The 19,246-nt window shown below is 54.5% G+C and carries 17 protein-coding genes and 2 pseudogenes; 5 read left to right on the top strand and 14 right to left on the bottom strand.

Annotated features, from left to right (window positions below):
• Positions 1-32 precede the first annotated feature (32 nt).
• Together FGF54_RS26040 and FGF54_RS26045 are read right to left on the bottom strand one after the other, a co-directional pair.
• Entirely contained in the window at positions 33-1,565 is a 1,533-nt protein-coding gene (locus tag FGF54_RS26040; RefSeq protein ID WP_142781801.1) for a tripartite tricarboxylate transporter permease, read from the bottom strand.
• Positions 1,565-2,011, bottom strand: a complete 447-nt coding sequence (locus FGF54_RS26045) for a tripartite tricarboxylate transporter TctB family protein (RefSeq protein ID WP_246667084.1) — start codon at positions 2,009-2,011, stop codon at positions 1,565-1,567. The genes FGF54_RS26040 and FGF54_RS26045 overlap by 1 nt, the downstream gene beginning before the upstream one ends.
• 77 nt (positions 2,012-2,088) lie before the next feature.
• Here FGF54_RS26045 and FGF54_RS26050 point away from each other — a divergent pair, with 77 nt between their 5' ends.
• Positions 2,089-2,583: a PaaI family thioesterase gene (locus tag FGF54_RS26050; RefSeq protein ID WP_168208271.1), complete on the top strand. Its 495-nt coding sequence runs from the start codon at positions 2,089-2,091 to the stop codon at positions 2,581-2,583.
• Positions 2,584-2,625: 42 nt separating this feature from the next.
• On the opposite strand, the gene FGF54_RS26055 is transcribed toward FGF54_RS26050, so the two are convergent.
• From FGF54_RS26055 to FGF54_RS27845, 10 genes are all read right to left on the bottom strand, one after another.
• Positions 2,626-4,410: an enoyl-CoA hydratase-related protein gene (locus tag FGF54_RS26055; RefSeq protein WP_142781804.1), complete on the bottom strand. Its 1,785-nt coding sequence runs from the start codon at positions 4,408-4,410 to the stop codon at positions 2,626-2,628.
• 45 nt (positions 4,411-4,455) lie between these two features.
• Positions 4,456-5,592 (bottom strand): acyl-CoA dehydrogenase family protein, encoded by a 1,137-nt coding sequence (locus tag FGF54_RS26060; protein WP_142781805.1) that lies wholly within the window; start codon positions 5,590-5,592, stop codon positions 4,456-4,458.
• A gap of 194 nt (positions 5,593-5,786) precedes the next feature.
• Positions 5,787-7,475 (bottom strand): glycoside hydrolase family 3 protein, encoded by a 1,689-nt coding sequence (locus tag FGF54_RS26065; protein ID WP_142781984.1) that lies wholly within the window; start codon positions 7,473-7,475, stop codon positions 5,787-5,789.
• A 220-nt stretch (positions 7,476-7,695) separates the two neighbouring features.
• Positions 7,696-8,451 carry an alpha/beta fold hydrolase gene (locus FGF54_RS26070; protein WP_246667078.1) on the bottom strand — a complete coding sequence of 252 codons (756 nt, stop codon included), beginning with the start codon at positions 8,449-8,451 and terminating at the stop codon, positions 7,696-7,698.
• Positions 8,452-8,495: 44 nt separating this feature from the next.
• Positions 8,496-9,044, bottom strand: coding sequence for a carboxymuconolactone decarboxylase family protein (locus FGF54_RS26075; protein ID WP_142781806.1), 549 nt, complete (start codon positions 9,042-9,044; stop codon positions 8,496-8,498).
• Positions 9,045-9,121: 77 nt separating this feature from the next.
• Positions 9,122-10,198, bottom strand: coding sequence for an ABC transporter ATP-binding protein (locus FGF54_RS26080; protein WP_142781807.1), 1,077 nt, complete (start codon positions 10,196-10,198; stop codon positions 9,122-9,124).
• Between the two features lie 3 nt (positions 10,199-10,201).
• Positions 10,202-11,089, bottom strand: a complete 888-nt coding sequence (locus FGF54_RS26085) for a carbohydrate ABC transporter permease (protein ID WP_142781986.1) — start codon at positions 11,087-11,089, stop codon at positions 10,202-10,204.
• Between the two features lie 7 nt (positions 11,090-11,096).
• Positions 11,097-11,990, bottom strand: a complete 894-nt coding sequence (locus FGF54_RS26090) for a carbohydrate ABC transporter permease (protein ID WP_246667079.1) — start codon at positions 11,988-11,990, stop codon at positions 11,097-11,099.
• Between the two features lie 74 nt (positions 11,991-12,064).
• On the bottom strand, positions 12,065-13,291 hold the full coding sequence (locus tag FGF54_RS26095; RefSeq protein ID WP_142781808.1) for an ABC transporter substrate-binding protein: 1,227 nt from the start codon (positions 13,289-13,291) through the stop codon (positions 12,065-12,067).
• Positions 13,292-13,765: 474 nt separating this feature from the next.
• Positions 13,766-14,197, bottom strand: a complete 432-nt coding sequence (locus FGF54_RS27845) for a transposase (RefSeq protein WP_371734049.1) — start codon at positions 14,195-14,197, stop codon at positions 13,766-13,768.
• Positions 14,198-14,409: 212 nt separating this feature from the next.
• On the opposite strand from FGF54_RS27845, the gene FGF54_RS27665 reads away from it, so the two are divergent.
• The 4 genes and pseudogenes from FGF54_RS27665 to FGF54_RS26115 form a co-directional block, all read left to right on the top strand.
• The gene (locus FGF54_RS27665) at positions 14,410-14,508 is read left to right on the top strand and encodes a transposase (protein WP_246667085.1); all 99 of its coding nucleotides are present in this window, start codon (positions 14,410-14,412) and stop codon (positions 14,506-14,508) included.
• 174 nt (positions 14,509-14,682) lie between these two features.
• On the top strand, positions 14,683-14,937 hold the full coding sequence (tnpB, locus tag FGF54_RS26110; protein WP_371734047.1) for an IS66 family insertion sequence element accessory protein TnpB: 255 nt from the start codon (positions 14,683-14,685) through the stop codon (positions 14,935-14,937).
• 170 nt (positions 14,938-15,107) lie between these two features.
• Positions 15,108-15,272: a hypothetical protein gene (locus tag FGF54_RS27400; protein WP_168208273.1), complete on the top strand. Its 165-nt coding sequence runs from the start codon at positions 15,108-15,110 to the stop codon at positions 15,270-15,272.
• Positions 15,263-15,569 (top strand): annotated as a pseudogene (locus FGF54_RS26115) (transposase); the annotation flags it as partial. The gene FGF54_RS27400 and the pseudogene FGF54_RS26115, both read left to right, overlap by 10 nt.
• Before the next feature lie 271 nt (positions 15,570-15,840).
• On the opposite strand, the pseudogene FGF54_RS26120 reads toward FGF54_RS26115, so the two are convergent.
• Positions 15,841-16,949: pseudogene (locus tag FGF54_RS26120) on the bottom strand (IS110 family transposase).
• A 410-nt stretch (positions 16,950-17,359) separates the two neighbouring features.
• A complete protein-coding gene (locus tag FGF54_RS26125; RefSeq protein ID WP_142781988.1) occupies positions 17,360-18,904 on the bottom strand; it encodes an acetolactate synthase large subunit in 1,545 nt (514 codons plus the stop codon).
• Positions 18,905-19,246: the final 342 nt, after the last annotated feature.

A 19,246-nucleotide genomic window follows, 5' to 3' on the forward strand; every position in this document is an offset into this window, starting at 1 on the left:
TGGCGGGACCGGTTTCCGGCCCCGCATTTTTTCTAGTCCCGCACCTCCGTCGCGAGATTTTCGAAACGCAGCTTTTCCTTCTTTCTATGGCGAAGCGCAGCAAAGATGTTCCAGGCGAGGATGCCGACGGTGATAGCGAGGATAACGCCGGTAATCGGGCGCTCGACGAGGTGAGTAAGGTCACCTCTTGCGAGCACCATGGCGCGTCGGAAATGCTGTTCGATCAGCGGCCCCAACACGAAGCCCAGCAAAAGTGGCGCGGCCGGCAATCCAAAGATGCGCATGATGTAGCCCAACATACCGAAGCCAAAAACGACCATGACATCGAATGCACTATACTGGACACTGTAGGCACCGATGCACACGAACATGACGATTGCCGGGTAGAGCATCTTGTAGGGCACCGAAAGCAGGCGAACCCACAGACCGATCAAAGGCAGATTGAGGATGACGAGAAGCACGTTGCCGATCCAGAAGCTCATTACGAGTCCCCAGAAAAGGCTGGGCTGCTCGCTGATCAACTTGGGACCGGGATGGATGCCATGCACCATCAGAGCGCCGATCATCAGTGCCATGGTCGCACTACCGGGAATGCCGAGCGACAGGGTTGGAATGAAGCCTGTCTGATCTGCGGCATTGTTCGCGGTCTCAGGAGCTACAACGCCCTCTATCGCACCCTTGCCAAAACGCTCTGGCGTCTTGGATATCCGCTTTTCAACCGCGTAAGCCACGAAGGACGCAACCGAAGGGCCAGTACCGGGCAGCGCGCCGAAGAACGATCCGATTGTCGAGCTACGGAACATCGGTCCCCAGGACCGCCGGATGTCGTCACGCGTCGGCATCATCGAGCGCATGTTGAACGCTTTCGGGTTAAGGTTCGACGTATCGGTCCGACGCACGGATATCATGATTTCCGTAATGCCGAACAATCCCATGGCGAGCGCACTGATGCTTAGACCATCAAGAACATCGAGCGAGCCGAAAGTGAAGCGCTCCGACCCGCTTTGCGGATCCATGCCCACGGTCGCCAGCAATATGCCAAGCACGACCATGGCCAGGCCCTTGACGACGGAGCCGTCCGAGATGGCCGATGCGGCGACGAGACCAAGGACCATCATCGCGAAGTATTCCGCCGAGCCGAAGGACAGCGCCCATCCCGCGATAAGCGGAGAGAAGATGCTAAGCACGATGATCCCGTACACGCCGCCATAGAATGAACCGATCGCCGTGGTCGCAAGCGCCACACCGGCTCTTCCCTGCTTGGCCATAGGATAGCCATCAAGGCAGGTAACGGCGCTGGACGTCCCGCCCGGAATGTTCAGCAGAATGGACGCCGTACTGCCGCCATAAGCCGTGCCGTAATAGATGCCCGCAAGCATGATGAGCGCAGTTGTCGGCTCAAGATGGAATGTGAGCGGAAACAGCATTGAAATCGCGGCAAGCGCCCCGATGCCGGGCAATACGCCCACGAGCGTTCCCAAAAACACGCCAATAAAGCAATAAAGCAAATTGATGGGCGTAAAAGCGGTCTCAAGACCGAGTAAAAGATTTGAAAGCAGATCCATCAGAGTGACCAGTCAATCAGAGGAATGGGAAGCTGGAGACCAACGATGAAGATGAGCCAGGCCATGACGCAGAGCACGACGGCAAGCGTCAGGCTGAAAAGCGGACGGAATTTGAACTCAGCGAAAGTCGCGACGATTGCGCTGCCCGCTACGGCTGGAACAAGACCAAAAGGTTTGATCAAAGCGGCAAAGACAAGCACGCTTCCAAGCACGATGAGCGGAACGATCCAGCGGATTTCGGCGTGCTCTACCATCCGGAAAAAAGCGCCGATAGCAATGATCACTCCAAAAAAAGCCAGCAGCCCGCCAAGCGCGACGGGAATCATACCCGGTCCCATTCTTGTGATCGTGCCAGTTGAATAATTCATTGCGGCATAGGCGGCAAACGCAACTCCCAATGCGAGCAGGAAAATTCCCCCTGCCAATTCTCGCGTGTCGACATTCATCACGTGACGCTCCTCCTCTTCGTTACGTAACCCTCCACGGTCTCGTATTGATGAGGAATGCGGAACAGACATGCAACTTGCAAAAAAAGCATGTTGGCCTAACCAAAGGTCAGGCTAAATTTTCTGTCTCGCGTGATTGTCTGGAGGCGTTAGTAGGAGAGGAGACTGCTGTTTTGAACCAACAACTTCTGGATGCAGGATGGATTCACGATCCGTCCGAAGGATTGATTGCCTATCTCGGAGGAGTGTGGATCCGGGATAATGACGGCGCCAAGGAGTTCGGTTTCGTTGCCGACGAGCGCCACGTCAACAGAAACGGTGTCGTTCACGGCGGCATGCTGATGACCTTCATGGACCGAGCGTTTGGAATGACTGCGCGACTGACGTCCGGTGCGACGCGGGTTGCAACGATCAGCCTCAGTCACCAGTTCATGACGCCGATGCAGATTGGCCAGTTTGCCACGGTTATCCCCAATATAGCAAAAGCAGGCGGTCGCACGTCGTTCGTTGATGGCACCCTGTTTCAGGAAGAGACACCGATCATGCATGCGCATGGCGTCTGGCGGCTTTAATACCACAGGTCTGAAAATTGAAGTATTCAACATTTCAACCGCTTAAGTGCGTTGGGAGGTCTTTTTCAGAATGCCGGATGCTCCTTCGCTTGTGGCCCAGTGGAGGGGGCCGCCAAACCAGCGGGGAAACCCAAACGCATTGACCATGATAACGTCTATGTCACCAGGTTTTTCGGCTACCCCTTCCGCAAGAACCCGCTCTGCTTCATTCACCATGGCAGTCAGCGCTTGGCGTTGAATGTCGCGCGCCGAAATCATGGGCCCAGTCATATTATTTTTAGCAAATGCATGACCATTAACGGCACCAAGTGGCCCATGGGTAAAACCGAAATCAACAAGTGCATTGTCGACATCGACCGCTGACATGCCTTCGGCAACCATCGCCTCACAAGCATTGCGATAAGCTGCAAAAATGCGGTTGCCAGCAAAGCCTGGCACGTTTCTGACGATTACTGCTTTGTGACCAAAAGCCCGAGCAACAGCAACGCCCTCTGCTATTGAGCGCGCGGAACTCATCGTTGTTTTGACGACCTCGACAACGCCTTCAGGATCGCGAGGATTGAGAAAGTGGAGACCGATCATTCTCTCTGCATTATTGACGAAGGAAGATAGAGCTTCTGCATCATCTCCGGTCGCGCTCGCGATGAGCGCATCTGCATTGAAATGCGGTCCGAAGCGTGACAGCGCCGATTTCCTTGCGTCGAGGTTTCCGTCCATCGACTCGATTACGACGCCGCACTCAGACAGGCTGGAGATTTCGTATACCACCGACAAGCGAGTGAGCGCGCTTTCGACAGACGCGGAGGCGGGATTAGCCTCGCTGACCTTTTTATGAGGCGCCGCCTGTATTTCGTCTTCCATTGCACTTGATGTTTTGCCATCAAGCTCGAAAAGCATAACCTGCTGTCCGGCAAGAACGCCTGAAAGGGCTATGGAATAGGCCGCCTCACCCGAACCAATGATGCCAATTTTTGATGGCGTCTTGGCCTTGATGTCCACATCCACTCGCCCGGCAGCCCTCTCCGCAAAAAAGATACTGCGGTAAGCGCGCGCATCTGGAGAAATGCGGAATTTTTGAAAATCCTGTCTTTCGGCGAGAAGGCCTTCGTTGAATGGCAGGTTGCCCACAGCTTCGATGTGCCGAATTGCAGAAAGGATGTGAGGACGCTTTCGTCCAGCAATGGCAGCACGTTGCTCAGCGGCAAATATTTCGTTTTCGTGCTCCGGCGGAACCGGTTTTTCGACCAGCCGACGTTTCGAGTGCAGGGCTTTCGCTGCGTCCACCGCTGCTTCGCGCAGATCACCTGCGCATATCTCATCGATCATCCCGAAAGCTGCCGCCTCAAGTGCTTCAATGCGGCGCGACGAGGTAATGAGGTCTATTGCCCGAACTCTCCCGATCAGCCGTGTCAAACGCTGAATGCCGCCCGCGCCCGGGATCATACCAAGTCCGCACTCAGGTAGTCCGACGACGGTACCGGACAGCGCAAGCCGCGTATCACAACCGAGGGCCAGCTCGAAGCCTCCGCCGAGCGCCGCTCCGTGGAGTGCAGCGATCCAGGGTTTGGCACTGAGTTCGATTGCCTCGATAACTTGCGGCAATTGCGGTGGATCCAGCGGAAGATCGAATTCCTTCAGGTCCGAACCCGAGATAAATGTCTTTCCAAATCCAATGAGGACCCCTGCTCTCAAAGTCGGGTCTTTATCGACAGACGCGATACATTCGAGTAATCCCTGCCTGACCGCCGCAGATCCCGCATTGACGGGTGGGTTGTCGATGACAACCACACCAATGTTGTCCTCACGCTCTAGCCGGACCTTGGTCATAAATACACTTTCTGAAAGACGGAAGCTGCTCAGCTAAGCAAGCCATTACCTGCGCTGGTCGAAACGTCGTTCGAAGACATGTTCGGCTATTCTGTTCTTCATCATTTCAATTGAACCGCCAGCGATCATCCAACCTCGCGTTCGCTTGACGCAGTATTCAACCAAGCTCTCGGTCGAATAACCGTAACCGCCCATCACCTGCAGCGCTTCATTGGATACTTCCCAGCCTGCAAGGTTGCAGGCAAGCTTTGCCATTGCCGTATCCTGCGCGCTAGGGAGCTCTCCATCCGGGATATTGGCGGCGCGATGCAGAAACATCTGAGCGGATTCCAGCTTCATCGCCATTTCAGCAAACTTCCACTGAATTCCCTGGAAATCGCAAAGCGGACGACCGAACTGCTTGCGATCGACGGCATGCTGTTTCGCGGTTTCGAAGGCGTACCGACCAAGCGCCAACGCGCGTGATGCATTGCCGAGGCGCTCCACGTTAAAGCCAGCAATCTGGCGTTTGAACCCGCCGCGACCGAGCAGTATGTTGGATTTCGGTATTCGGCAATTATCGAAATAGAGAGGGCACCATTCCTCACCACTCATGAATGAAGAACGTTCTCCGACCACGAAGCCAGGCGTACCTCGCTCGATCAGCACCGATCCAATTCCATCAACACCCGGTCCAAACCGGACATAAATAAGGAAAAGCTTGGCATCCGGGCTGTGAGTGGAAAACACCTTCGAGCCGTTGATCACGACGTCATCACCATCTTCTTTTGCCGACGTCGTAATTTCGGTCACTGCTGACCCTGCATCCGGCTCGCTCATTCCCAGCGATATGAGCATCCGGCCAGCAAGAAGATCGCCGAGCCAACGCTCCTTCTGCTCCGGCGAGGCATATTCTACGAATGTGCGGATAGGCCCGAAATTTCCAGCCTGGACGATATCGGCGCTCTTCGGGCACACGCTTGCAACGGTTTGAATGGCAAGGACGGCATCCATGAGTGTGCCACCAACGCCGCCATCTTCGACGCCAACTGTAATCCCAAGAAGTCCCATGCCGGACAGTTTCCCGGCCACGTCCCAAGGATATTCGCGGGAGTGCGCGCGTGCCAGGGCACCTGGCGCAAGCTCAGCCTGCGAAAAACGCCTGATCGCATCGACTAGCCCGTTTTGTTCCTCTGTGAGCATCTGTCCAAACCTCTTTCCATCGGATTATGGAATAGTTTGGGATAGTTCGTTGCGCGCAGCAACTTCGCTTAGATAAGTCTAGCCAAACCTCTAATCATGAATGACTTTTCAAAATTTTTCTAAAATAATCTGTACAAAAATCAAGTTAACACCATCTGCTTTGTGGGATAATGGAAAAAAGTGAAGAGAAATGCCTAGCGGATAGAATCCGGTAACCCACAGGTGGTATCAACAGGGCTCTTGCCAGTAAAAGAAATTTTACCCGTCAGCGCCTCTACAACTGCTTTCTGGCACGGAAGAACTGCGGAATATGCGTTCACAAAAGTGCGGCACTCCGGCATGTGGTAGAGCAGGAAAGGAGAACCGAGGGAAACATAAATGGTCGGAAGATGGTTCCATAGTCTTTCCATGGAGGCTGGAAAAAGGCCATGCAAATCGCCCCAACGCGGACCAAGAACCTCTTTTGCCGACATCCCTTCCTCTGCCATGACATAGATTCCGATATCATGGCGATCGGCATCTATAGCATCGCCCGGGCGTAGTATGGTGACGTCAAAACCTGCTTCACGCAGCAGTTCGCCTATCGCAAGTTCCGGTAGCGGACCGGACGGCGCCATCCGGTTTTCGATGAGAGACAGGAGAATGCGTCTGTGCTTGTGAACATCGAGCGGGAGAATGCTTTGTGTGTCCTTGACGCGTGTGACCGCGCGGCGCGCTACCTCGTTACTCCATTCGCCATGCTCTTCAGTTGCCAACATTTCAGAGCGCAAAGCGGTTTCCGGAAGGCTCCCCCTTCCCTTATGAAGACCTAGCGACGCTTTCAGCGCCAGAATGCGAAGAACCGCTTCATCAACCCGCTGCTGGCTCAACGCGCCGCTCCCAAGACCATTTTTAAGGTGATTGAAGTCCGTAGCAATGTCTTTTGGGAAAAGCAGAATGTCGCAACCGCTCTCGATGCAAAGAGGGACAAGCACATCACGGCTACCACATGCCTCGAAGCCGACCATTCCAGTCGCATCAGAAACAATCACACCATTGAACCCCAACTCACCTCTTAACAAACCGATGTTGAGATCTTCATTCAGGGACGCAGGCATATGAGCCGGACTTGAGGCTTTTTCACCAAGCTCCCCGGAATAGGACCGCAACGTTATATGTCCGGACATGATTATCTGCACGCCTTTGTCGATCGCATCGCGAAAAATGCGTCCGAATGTGCTTCTCCAGCCATGCATGCCCATGGTGTTATGTGTCGTGACGAAGTGTTGATCGCGCGTATCCAGCCCGTCGCCTGGCCAGTGTTTCAGGCACGTTGCAAAGCCGTTTTCACGGGCACCATCATGGTAGGCATTGACAAAACTGGCAACGTCATCGGTACGATCACCGAATGCCCTTGTGTTCACGACCGTCGAGTGAAAATTGATGGCAAGATCGGCTACCGGTGTCCAGCTTGTGGAAAAGCCCAGATAACGACCTTCCCTCGCTGCAATGGCTCCCATCCGGTAGGCATTGACAGGATCGGAGGTTGCAGCGACAGCCATCTGGTTTGGAAAAAGAGTTCCGGCTGCCGGACTGCTTTTCTCGGAGAATTCAATATCGCATGCCATCAGCAGCGGAATTTTTGCCTTCGACTGTGCATAGGCAGCACTGCCGCGAAGCTCCTCTTCCTCCCGGCGTATCATACGGTGAAGGCCACCGACATGATAATCAAGGACGCCATCGATCGCTTGCGGCGAAAGATCCCGGCAGACAGGAAGCAGTATCTGGCCCAGCTTTTCGTTGATGCCAAGAGACGAAAAAACACTTTTCACCCAGTCCAGGGCTTCGTCGTCTAGAGAGAACGGCGCTTGCCTCAATTTTTCCAACGAGAAAACCGGACGCACAAACAATACCTTTCAAAACTTCAGACTGGCGAATTCAGGACGGCCAGGCTCAGGATTCCCGATGTCACAAAATTGCCTCCGCCCTGCTGACGGGCGAAAGAATTTTCCAGCAGTTTCAGGATACATATCTATGGTTCTATGCTGCCCGGATGATCTGGCAGCATAGAACGAGCGTGAAACCGGGGGCATTAGAATTGCGCCCGGTATCATAGCCTTCAAATCAGGGGATGCTTGACAAAATGTCCCGAACGGCATCCGGTCTGTCAACCATCGGGTCATGGCCGCATCCATCCAGAACGATTGCTTCCCAGGCGGGATCATTCTGGCAACGCTGCAATGCGGCATCAAAATACGGCTGTGGGAAGAGAGGCGTGCGAACATAGATTTTCTTTGCGACACGATCACGAGCACCGCTCAACGTCAGTTTCTCCAGCGAAACGCCAATCGGTTGCGGTGCGATTTTTGAATCGACCCATGCTGCGCGCGCGGGATCCTGTATCCTCAATCCGGCGGATGTCGGACCGGGCCGCGAAAGTTCGCCCTTTTCCTGTGCGGCATTGAAAGCAGCCTTTTGCTGCTCGTTCAGAAAGTCAAATCCGCATTGGCCGTCGTCAGGCAGAAAGGCATCGAGATAGACAATGCCCGCAACACGGCCTTCGAGCTTTTCCATAGCCCCGCTCACGACCCATCCGGCATATGAATGCCCCACAAGAACAGCATTCGTAAGATCTTCCCAGCGGAAGACATTGACCACATCGTCAATATGGGTCGAGAGCGTTATCTTGTCGCTCAGAAGATGCGAACGTTCACCAAGGCCTGTCAGGGTCGGTGTGAATACGCGATGACCCGCAGCAGTGAGCAGATCAGAGAGATAACGCCAGACCCAGCCTCCATGGCCCGCGCCATGCACCAGAACGAAGGGTCTCGAAGAATTTGTAGTCATTGGAAATCCTGTGATTTTTTGATCGGTATTCAAGGTATTCACCATGGGATCGTGTGAAAGCGGCGAAGACGTTCTTTCTAGCGGGAGAATTCCGGCTCGACTCCTTCGGGCAACGGAAGCTCGAAGATGTTCACTGTCATGGCCACGAAGGTGTAATATCCTGTGATAGCGACGAGATCGACCATAGCATCCTTGCCCAGATCGGCCACAGCGTCGTCGTAAACCTTGTCGGATATTTTTCGATCGTTGGTGATCTCCTGAACGACCTGATAAACGAGGCTTGCCTCAGCGTCGGGAAAATCCGGTTGCATGCCGTTACGGATAGCTTCGATAATCTCCGGCTCGACACCCGCTTTCAAAGCTTCCGTCTTGTGCGCGTACCACGGCAGCTCCGAATCCCAGAGCCGCACCAGGGCAAGTACTGCGATTTCCGCAAGCCTGGGCGGGAGAGACGATCCATACCGGCAATATTGCCCCAGTTTTTGCCCTGCTTCAGCAAGTTCCGGGCGATGGAGCCATAAAGCAAGTGGCCCTCTTACACGCCCGCGAGGTCCGGATGCGATCACATCATGGACTCTGCGCTGTTCTGTCGTGAAATGATTGGGATCCGGCGGGGCAAGACGCATCTCTGTACTCCTCGTCCTGTGTTTTTTCTGACTATACAGAGAGTCACTCGACAAGAGAGCCTCACTGCACAATGAAATCAAAGTCTAAGCTCACTTTCGCCATCGAAAAGAGAGGCCCGCGCGACATCGAAACCGACAGTCATGCTATCGCCTCTGGAAACGTTTGCCTGCCCATCCATTCTAAAGCGGAACACCTGGCCGGACACGGTTGTCCATACCAGCGTATCGGCACCCATCGGCTCGACCAGATCGATTGTCGTATCGAAGCTGATTGTCGCATTTTCCAGAGCCGCCCCGTGAACGACGTGTTCCGGGCGGATGCCAAGCCACACATTACGAGAATGCTTATCACTTTTGAAACTGTATCTATCCAGCGGTATCTTCATCGAATCGATATGGAAGACCTTGTTCTCGACGTGCCCTTGAAGGAAATTCATGGCTGGCGATCCAATGAAGTCAGCCACATATTTGTTCGCCGGCATATTGTAGATCTCTTGTGGCGTTGCCAATTGCATCACCACGCCGCCCTTCATGACCGCTATACGATCGGCAAGCGTCATTGCCTCGACCTGATCGTGGGTCACATAGATCATCGTGTTGCCCAGCGTCTGGTGTAGCCGTTTGATTTCTACACGCAGGTCAGCACGCAGCTTGGCATCGAGATTGGAGAGGGGTTCATCGAACAGGAACACATCCACGTCCCGCACGAGGGCGCGACCGATCGCGACACGCTGACGCTGGCCTCCGGAAAGAGCGGATGGCTTGCGGCCGAGCAGGGGCTCGATCTGGAGGATAGACGCTGCCTTCGCTATACGGCGATTGATTTCGTCTTTCGGAACACCGGCATTTTTCAGACCGAATGACAGGTTCCCGGCAACGGTCATCTGCGGATAGAGCGCATAAGACTGGAACACCATTCCAATGCCACGTTTGCTGGGTTCCTCCCATGTAACGTTACGACCGTTGATGTGTATCTGACCATCGGTTGGCTCGATAAGCCCCGCTATGCAGTTCAGCAATGTCGATTTTCCGCAACCCGATGATCCGAGCAATACGAGGAATTCGCCTTTGGCAATCTCAAGATCAAGATTTTTCAGGACTTCGACGGTGCCATAATTTAATTTCAACTCGCGAATGGAGATACTCTGTTCCATGACTTATCCCTTGACTGCACCTGCTGCGATCCCTCGAACGAATAGTTTTCCTGAAAGAAAATATATCGTGAGTGGAACGAGGCCGGTCAGAAGCGTCGCGGCCATATTGATGTTGTATTCTTTCACACCCTGCACGGAGTTGACGATATTGTTCAACTGCACGGTCATTGGATAATTTTCAGGTCGCGTGAATATTACGCCGAACAGGAAGTCGTTCCATATGCCGGTTACTTGCAGGATAACCGCAACCGTGAAGATAGGCAGGGCCATGGGCAGCATGATCTTGAAGTAGATCCCCCAGAAACCAGCACCATCGACCCGGGCCGCCTTGAACAGTTCTTCCGGGATTGAACTGAAATAGTTTCTGAACAGAAGCGTCAGGATCGGCATGCCGAAGACAGTATGCACGAGTGTCAGACCGACCAGAGACCCGTAAAGACCGATCTCGCGAAGCAGGATGACGATCGGATAAATCATCACCTGATAGGGAATGAACGCCCCGATCACCAGAATTGTGAAGAAGACTTCCGATCCTTTCATCTTCCAGTTGGCAAGCGCATAGCCATTGACCGATGCGATAGCGATTGAAAGGATGACGGAAGGAACCGTGATCTTGATGGAGTTGAAAAAGCCGCGGGACAAACCTTCACAGTTTAGGCCCGTACATGTCGATGACCAAGCTGCAACCCACGGCTCGAACGTGATCTCGACAGGCGGGGCAAAGATATTGCCAAGACGTATTTCCGGCATTCCTTTCAGGGATGTCACAATCATCACATAGAGCGGAAGAATGTAATAAACCGAAACAAGAAGCAGTGTTCCATACAACAGGAAATTGCTGCGGGAGAAGCGACGTTTCGGAAGAGGCCCTCGAGGCCCTTCCATTGCCATGATATGTTCAGCCACGTTTCTTGCCTCCGAACTCGAGAATGGCCCAGGGAATGATGACGAAAGTTATCGCTACGAGCATCATGGTCGATGCGGCAAAGCCCTGGCCTAGGTTTTGCGACTGGAACAGATAATCGAACACATATTTTGCAGGCACTTCCGAGGAAAGCCCCGGCCCTCCGCCCGTCTGGGCGATAATCAGGTCATACAGCTTGATGATTCCGGAAGTGATCAGAACCAGAGATGTGATGAACACGGGCCGCATCATCGGAATGACGACAAAAATATACGTCTTCCATTTTGCAATACCTTCCACTCGCGTGGCCTTCCATATATCCTCATCTATGCCGCGCAATCCCGCCAGCATGAGGCACATCACCAGACCTGTTCCGTGCCACAAAGCCGCGGCGATGACACCGAAAAGGACAAGGGAAGAGTCATAAAGAGGGTCGAACGAAAACGTTTCGAATCCCAGTTCACGGATAACGTTCTGGATCCCGAATTCCGGATTGAGCAACCACTGCCAGACCAGACCGGTCACAATGAAACTCAAGGCATAGGGATATAGTATGATGGATCTGAAGGTGTTCTCGAACCTCACTTTCTGATCAATCATCGCAGCAAGGACAAACCCGAGCACCAATGAGAGAACCAGCATCATCACGCCATAAATGGCAAGGTTCTCGATGGAGATGAGCCAGCGGCGGGCTGACCACAGTCTTTCATATTGCGCCAGCCCCACCCATTCCGCTTTAGGGAGAAGGCGTGAACTGGTGAACGAATATACAACTGTCCAGACAGTGCATCCCAGATAAACGACAATCGCTGTCGCAACCATTGGCACCGAGGCAAACAGGGCGCTGAGGTTCCTGAACCTCGCCCTTTTCGCGGCAGAATAAGCCATGTTTTATATCTCGACCGTAAGGAAATTCAAAGGAAACGGCACATCAGCCGCCAAGGGCTCAAGATCGGAATCGATCAGTCTGCGTCCTTGATGATATCCACGAATTCCTTCTGGGCACGCTCTGGTGTAAACTTGGCATCGCTGAAAAATTCGACGACCAGATCTGTAATGCGCGCAACGGAATCAGGAGATATCATGCTGTTTACGCTGCGAACGATCTGTCCTTTTGCCAGAATATCGAGGCCACGCTTCATACAGGGCGTAGCATCCGCCATATCCACGTCACTGCGGACAGGCAAGGCGCCTTTGGTAAGATTGAACTTTACCTGTACCGCCGGATCGACGATGACGGATGCGAGAGCGTCTTGCGCGGCGATAATATCAGGATTGGAAACTTTCGGGAAATAGAAAGCGTCACCCGCTGTCGTGATATACTGGTAAAGACCAAGCCCGGGAAGGCACTCGAAATTCTTGCCTGCGACAAGCCCCGCGTGGGTGAACTCGCCCTGAACCCAGTCCCCCATGATCTGGGCACCGGCGCGGCCGTCTATGACCATCTGGGTTGCAAGATTCCATTCCTGGACATTCGACTTTGCGGAAAGCCTGCGAGCGTCTGCCGCCGCGGCAAACACCTTCGCAACGTCTGGACCTGCGGCATATTCCGCATCTTTCTTGTCATAGACGCGCTCAAACAGTTCCGGTCCACCTACGGAGACCATGAGAACATTGAAAAGAAGCTGGATTTGCCAGGGCTGCCTGCCAACTGCGAGCGGAACAATGCCCTTTTCTTCAAGAGCCGGAGCGCTGGCAACGAATTCGTCCCAGTTCTTCGGCACCTGAACCCTGGCCGTCTCGAAAGCCTTGTGACCGACCCAGAGCCACTGCTGCGAGTGAATATTGGATGGAACACAATAGACCCGGCCTTCGAATGTGCAGTCCTTCAGAAGACTTGCTGGATATACCTTGTCGAGCCAGCCATCGCGGCGCGCTATATCTGTCACATCGCGCATCAGACCAGCCTGGATAAGTTCATTCATCGCCTTGCCATGAGTGAACTGCGTAGCTCCCATTGGAGCGCCACCGGTAATACGGCTGGTAATGAGAGGACGGGCTACACCACCGGCGCCAGCAATTGCCCCGTCTTTCCAGGCATTGCCTGTCGCATTGAAGGCATTCGCCAATACTCGGACGGCATCAGCTTCACTGCCGGACGTCCACCAATGGGTAACTTCAAGTTCAGCAGCCGTGCTCAGGCTTGCGTGGCACAGCACCGCCACCGATGCCATCAGTAATTTTTTCATATGCCGTTCCTCCAATAGCAATTATTTAAATCGATTTATAACGTGCAAAAACGACTATTGAAGGAGACTTTTGGTTAATGGAAGGCTAACTAATTGTTAGCCTGAATCGGTTAAATGCTACCAACTTTGCTACCGGATAGTCCTGAGCGAGCGTCTTGCTATCGGAAATCTCTAAAAAATGCGTAGGCGGATAGCTTCTTGGAGACACTCACGGCATTATGTAGCAAGTACAATAAGATTCCCATGAGGACTGTGCTATCTTCAGGCGTAATGCATATAACGGCAGATGTCAGTGAATTGAAAGACGACTTGGCCCGGAATTGTCGCTAGTTTGGCGGATTTGAGATCGCAGACCTTGATCCTCGAAGACCAGAAAACCGCCTTCGAGAGAGTCATCCTGTTCTACGATCTAGAATTCGGAAATACCACTTCATGTCGATGCCCAAACCAAAACGTGCGTCATCTTGGAATTCATCATCGAGCAGGCGCGTCACCTAACTCCTCGAGGGTAAACAATCGCCATGTCGTCCTCGACATTTTAATACATCGCGAACATCCATCGTTGACCGCCGACATCGCAAAGCAATTCTCTTTGGATGTAGAGTTGGTTGAGGATGCGGAAAGGCTACAGACGGCTCTCGCCAGCAGGTACCAGTCAAGGTACTTCGTCGAGACGCGATGATTGATGCCTTGTAGGCTTTCGCGACACGACCGAATAAGCTCTCGATTACGTTTAAGTTCGTGCCGTCGTCCTATTGATATTGGAGGCTGTGGTTCACGCGGTGCATGGAAACAAAGGACGAGATCATCATATTCCTTTCGCTCGTCTGCGATCAAGAGCGCTATCGGATCGACATGCCTTGCGAGGGCCGCCCAAGCACCCGTACCGTTCTCATCCATGATCATCCGCGTCAAGGTTCAGGCAACCGCTGTTCTATCCCCACGTTGCCCGCAGTCTCCTTATCTGTGATCGAGTTTTCATGGAAGAGCGATAAGGAGTTTCTACATGGAAGCTACGTGGGAGGTTTCTCACGGCGCGGCGGAGCGGACGCGAGGTGCATCGTCAATGGCCTGATGAGGTCAAGGCACGGATCGTGCCGGAAAGTTTGGGTCCGGGCGTGACGGTTAATGAGGTCGCTGCCCGCCACGGGCTGAAGGCCAATCATCTGTCGATCTGGCGAACACTGGCACGACAAGGCAAACTGGTTTTGCCCTAGCCGGACGATGCAGTCGAATTCGCGGCGATGGTCGTCGAGACCCCCCACCCGAGCCGCTGAGTGTCAAACCAGATTCCCGTACAGAGATTGTTGTTGGCCGCGTCACGATACGTCTTGAGGAGGTGCGTCTGTTGCCCGGATCGCCGCCATCGCGCGGGCCTTGGCGGCCGCAACATGATCTTTCCATCGAACCGCGTGCGGATCATGGTGGCGACCAAACCCGTGGACTTCCGTAAGGGGCATGATGGATTGACCGCACTGGAGAAGAACGAACTGCACAAGGACCCGTTTACCGGAACAGTCTTCGTGTTTCGATCTCGCAAAGCAGACCGGCTGAAGCTAATCTACTGGGACGGTTCCGGCATCGTGCTTGCCTACAAGAGGCTGGAGGAGCACAGCTTCACTTGCCTGGCATCAAAAACGGCCTGATGACATTGAGCCACGCTCAGTTTGAGGCGCTGTTTGCCGGGCTTGATTGGAGGCGGTTTCGGGCTGTCGAAACGAGAGCACCGGTGGTCGCTATCGAATAGCTGCGACACGATGATTCAGCACGATAGATTCCGGAAGCGGAACGGGTTTGGTTTTGGTAGGCTCTGGCCATGTTGGACGTTGCCAATCTTCCCGATGATATTGTTGCCCTGAAGGCGATGCTAGTCGCGGCGCAAAAGTGGGAGGCAATCAAAGACGCACAGGTGGCCCGCAAGGACGAGCGGATCGAACGGCTTGAGAAGCTGGTTGCAGCCTTCAAGCACGCAACAGACTAATCGCACCACAGCGCGTTGATCCAGGCATTCGGCTTGCCTACTGTTGGGCATACGCTCGTCGCAAGCTGGTAGAGATCACCTGCAACGCAACAGCACCAATTGCCGAGGAAGGTGTTAAGCGCATCGGAGAGTTGTACCGGATCGAAGCCGAATTGCGTGGCCTTGATTCGCAGGCTCGTCTTGCTGGACGGCAGGAACGGTTTGCTCCGCTCGTCGCCTATGTGCGGGTCTGGTTCCACATAACCGGCCGGTGTCGCTCCAAAATCCCCGCTCGGAGAAGCCTTGGCTATGATGTCCGTTGTCAATGCTTTGGGCGCGAGGAAACGACCGTTCCGGAGAAACGGCTGCTCATGATGATGACCGCGCATGGGTGGAGGCGGAACTCAAGGACGTCGGTGATCAAGCTCTGATGCGCGGGTTGGCTACCGCATTCCCGATTGTGCGTCCGGTGCTATTCCGATCTTACTGCGGGCGTCGGTCAAATGCCGGCCACAAAGCGTCTGACGGGTGTTCCCCTGCCGTTGTTCCGCCCCCGCCCATGCGCGAGGTGCAAGTTTGATTCGGCGATCTACAATCTGATCGACTGCGCCTCCCTTGCAACGGCCCACATGAAGCCACTCAACTCGCGGGCAATGGCGGTACAAACCACCGTCGTTCGCTTTCCTCGTCCGGTCAGCGTTCGATAACGAGCCGTCAACCGGCTCTGAGCCTTCCATGCTATCTCCCGCACTTTGGCGGCGCCTGCTCCATACGGTACAGCTTCCTCGCGCCAACCTTCGGCGGATAGCGATATGTCCAGGCGCTCTCGACCAGCATGTGCCGAACACGCCCATTGCCTGCCTTGGTGATTGAGCCCCGTCTGACTGTCTCACCCGTTGATCGCTCACCAGGAACCAAGCCGAGATAGCCCATCAATTGGCGGGGGCTTTCAAAGCGGGTCACGTCACCCACCTCTGTGGCGAAGGTGACAGCGACGATCAGATCGACCCCTGGTAACGTCTGTAGAGCTCGAACGACGGGCGCGAGAGACCAAGTGGGGATAAACTCCTCCATCACCTTCTCCAGTCGCTCGACGCGCTCCTTCGAGAGGCGCACCGCCTCGACAATTTCCTGCAAAGCAATCAGATGCGCGGGGTGATCGAACTGTTGCTCCTGCAGCCAGCGCAAATATCGCATCGTCCAGCCCTTTTTGCGTGGATAGATCCGACTATGCTTGAGCATAAAGGCACTTACCTGTTGTCGATGAACCCGTAATGTCTCGACTGCAGAAGCTCGGGCGCGAACGAGGTCTCGCATCGCCTCATGGCTCTCGTCGGGAACCCACACTGCCGTGAGCTCGCCGGCCCTAAATAGCCGGGCGAGCGCGAGTGCATCTCTACGGTTGGTCTTCACCCGGTCGCCTGGTTTTCTGGGAATCAAGGAAGGCGCAACGACCACACATTCATGGCCAAGCGATTGGATCAGCCGATATAGGCCGTATCCGGTCGGACCCGCCTCGTAACAGAAATGAACGCGATCAAACTTTGCTGCTATCCGCTGGATGATGCGGCGCATACTGGTATCGGACGCGCCAACCTCACCCCAAAAGCGCACCTCTCCGTCCCGGCCGGATTCATCGACAGCAATTGCATTCTTTAACTTGGCGACGTCGATTCCAACAAAAGCTTCCCCTATAATTTGCCACGGCTCGTCCTCCTGTGATGAGGATCGGCTCGGCCTTTCCGAGCAACCCTCGCAAGACCAGTATAGGGCGAGCCACCTCAGCCACGAAGACGGACATACGGTCTTACGTTGCGGATCGTCATCTCCTATTTGAAGGTTGGGCCAAACAGCTCAATCCTTCAAAATCAGAAGCGCATCATGCAAATCCCGCACTCACCGCAAAAGCGGCTTCGTTCAATCCAGAAACCGTTTAGCCGCGACGTGCTCTAAACGCGGTCAGTCCTCGTCGGCCTGAACTCACCGTTCGTAAAAAAGTATAACATTTGTGCGCTTCGAGGCTTCGTCGAACCGCTGAGAGAGCCTCGCGCTCGCGTGTACTCGCTTCCAGGATAATCAACAAATGGACGTGGGTTTGTATCTCTGGCTCAGATTACAAGCTCGATGAGAAAAGGAGACCGCTGAGAAAAGCTTTGACGCATAAGGTCAGCACAGCCTTCAAGCGTTTCGGTTCGTGCGGCCTCGACCCCTAGACTGTTGGCCAGGCGGACCCAGTCTATTGCAGGAGTGGATAGGTCCAGCATATTCATTGCCGTGGGACCGGGCGTTGCACCTACTCCTGTATATTCACCGATCAGGATCGCGTATTTACGGTTCGACAGGATGATAGTTGTCACAGGCAATCGCTCACGCGACTGTGTCCAAAGTGCCTGTAGCGAATACATCGCCGAGCCATCTGCCTGCAGTCCGATCACCCGTCGTTGTCCGCCTGCGGCAATCGCTGCGCCGGTACCTACCGGCATGCCATCTCCGATCGCACCACCGGTCAAGTGCAGCCAGTCATGCGATGGGGCGTTGTGGCTTTCAGCATAGAAGCCGCGACCATAGGAGACACTTTCATCAGAAACGATGCTGTTTTCCGGCATCACGGCGGCGATCAGACGCGCCAGTCCTTCCGGTGTCGGTGAACCTGTTGGGATTTCAGGGCGAGGCCCGCGTTCAGGCAAATATACTGCCTGTGCACCTAGCTCTTCGGCCAGCGCGAGCAAGGCAGCCGCATGATCTTGGCCCGGGCGGGTCAGGGCATGGAATTGCGTATTCGGATTGAAATGTATTGAAGGCTGGCCCGGATATCCAAAGAAGCCAACCGGTGGCTTCGCGCCGACCAGGATAATCTGGCTAAAACGGTCGAGAACCATCATCGCTGCCGCTTGGTTATAGGGTACGCGTTCGATTGGTGGGCGCCCGCGGCCACGTTCCATCCGGGCGCATACGAATTCGCCCAGAATGGCTGAGCCAGTGGTCTGGGCCACACGCCAGGCGGCATCTTGCGAAGCAGCCAGCGTCGCGTGACTTCCCAGAAGGATGAGTGTATTTGAGCCGTTTTCCCGCAGGATACGAGCGGTCGCTTCAATGGTTGTGCCGCACACCGGGGCCGGGGCAATCGGGTGGAGCGGTGGTGCGACCTCGCCACCCTCATCCCAGGATGCGTCCGAAGGGAGAATCAGCGTGGCGATTCCTCCTCCAATCCGTCGCGCGATCTGCAGTGCCATGGCCGCATCACGCCCGACATCCTCCGCCCGGACGGACGTCCGAACCCAATCGGATCCAGCGCGCGCCAGACTGTCGGTATCCGCTGTCAGCGGCGCATCGAAGGGGCGATGCCATGTCGCCTGATCACCGACGATATTGACCATACCGCTGTGCGCGCGCCGCGCATTGTGCAGGTTTCCGAGACCGTTGGCCAAGCCGGGTCCGCAATGCAAGAGCGTGGCGGCAGGCTTACCAGCGATCCGGTAATAGCCGTCGGCCATCCCAGTCACGACATTCTCTTGCAGGCCAAGGACGCAATGAATGCCGGGAATCTGATCCAAGGCTGCTACGAAATGCATTTCACTGGTGCCGGGATTGGCGAAACATGTATCGACACCTCCCGCTATGAGCGTGTGGACTAGGCTTTGTGCGCCGTTCATTCGGTTGGTCATGATTACGGTTTCTTTCTCAGTTCGGGCGCAGGCAACCACCAACTATCAAGCCAACAGACGGAATGCATCCGGTTTATCAATTTCAGGCTGCGTTCTCTTGAAGACACGTGCGCTTTCCACCAACATACTGTCGCCTCCCGGAGAAAATCGTGTCCGCGGTGGAGAAAAGTTGCTGAAGCTCAACGATGGCAGGAACTGACAGTTCGAAGAGCCGCAGATGTAAAAAGAATTCTTCTTGCAGATGAAGCGCATAAAACAACCTTACTGAAAGCATCAAAATGGTCAGGCCGCCTTAAGTTCAGCCTTCTGCAGCGAATTAGACTACATCCT

Source organism: Agrobacterium sp. T29, assembly GCF_006970545.1.
GTDB lineage: Bacteria > Pseudomonadota > Alphaproteobacteria > Rhizobiales > Rhizobiaceae > Agrobacterium > Agrobacterium leguminum.

What these genes read in the sequence shown, in the direction of transcription:
- FGF54_RS26040 (WP_142781801.1), bottom strand. Translation starts at nt 1,565, where the DNA reads ATGGATCTGCTTTCAAATCTTTTACTCGGTCTTGAGACCGCTTTTACG.
- FGF54_RS26045 (WP_246667084.1), bottom strand. Translation starts at nt 2,011, where the DNA reads ATGAATGTCGACACGCGAGAATTGGCAGGGGGAATTTTCCTGCTCGCA.
- FGF54_RS26055 (WP_142781804.1), bottom strand. Translation starts at nt 4,410, where the DNA reads ATGACCAAGGTCCGGCTAGAGCGTGAGGACAACATTGGTGTGGTTGTC.
- FGF54_RS26060 (WP_142781805.1), bottom strand. Translation starts at nt 5,592, where the DNA reads ATGCTCACAGAGGAACAAAACGGGCTAGTCGATGCGATCAGGCGTTTT.
- FGF54_RS26075 (WP_142781806.1), bottom strand. Translation starts at nt 9,044, where the DNA reads ATGCGTCTTGCCCCGCCGGATCCCAATCATTTCACGACAGAACAGCGC.
- FGF54_RS26080 (WP_142781807.1), bottom strand. Translation starts at nt 10,198, where the DNA reads ATGGAACAGAGTATCTCCATTCGCGAGTTGAAATTAAATTATGGCACC.
- FGF54_RS26085 (WP_142781986.1), bottom strand. Translation starts at nt 11,089, where the DNA reads ATGGCAATGGAAGGGCCTCGAGGGCCTCTTCCGAAACGTCGCTTCTCC.
- FGF54_RS26090 (WP_246667079.1), bottom strand. Translation starts at nt 11,990, where the DNA reads ATGGCTTATTCTGCCGCGAAAAGGGCGAGGTTCAGGAACCTCAGCGCC.
- FGF54_RS26095 (WP_142781808.1), bottom strand. Translation starts at nt 13,291, where the DNA reads ATGAAAAAATTACTGATGGCATCGGTGGCGGTGCTGTGCCACGCAAGC.
- FGF54_RS27845 (WP_371734049.1), bottom strand. Translation starts at nt 14,197, where the DNA reads ATGATCATGGATGAGAACGGTACGGGTGCTTGGGCGGCCCTCGCAAGG.
- tnpB (WP_371734047.1), top strand. Translation starts at nt 14,683, where the DNA reads ATGATCTTTCCATCGAACCGCGTGCGGATCATGGTGGCGACCAAACCC.
- FGF54_RS27400 (WP_168208273.1), top strand. Translation starts at nt 15,108, where the DNA reads ATGTTGGACGTTGCCAATCTTCCCGATGATATTGTTGCCCTGAAGGCG.
- FGF54_RS26125 (WP_142781988.1), bottom strand. Translation starts at nt 18,904, where the DNA reads ATGAACGGCGCACAAAGCCTAGTCCACACGCTCATAGCGGGAGGTGTC.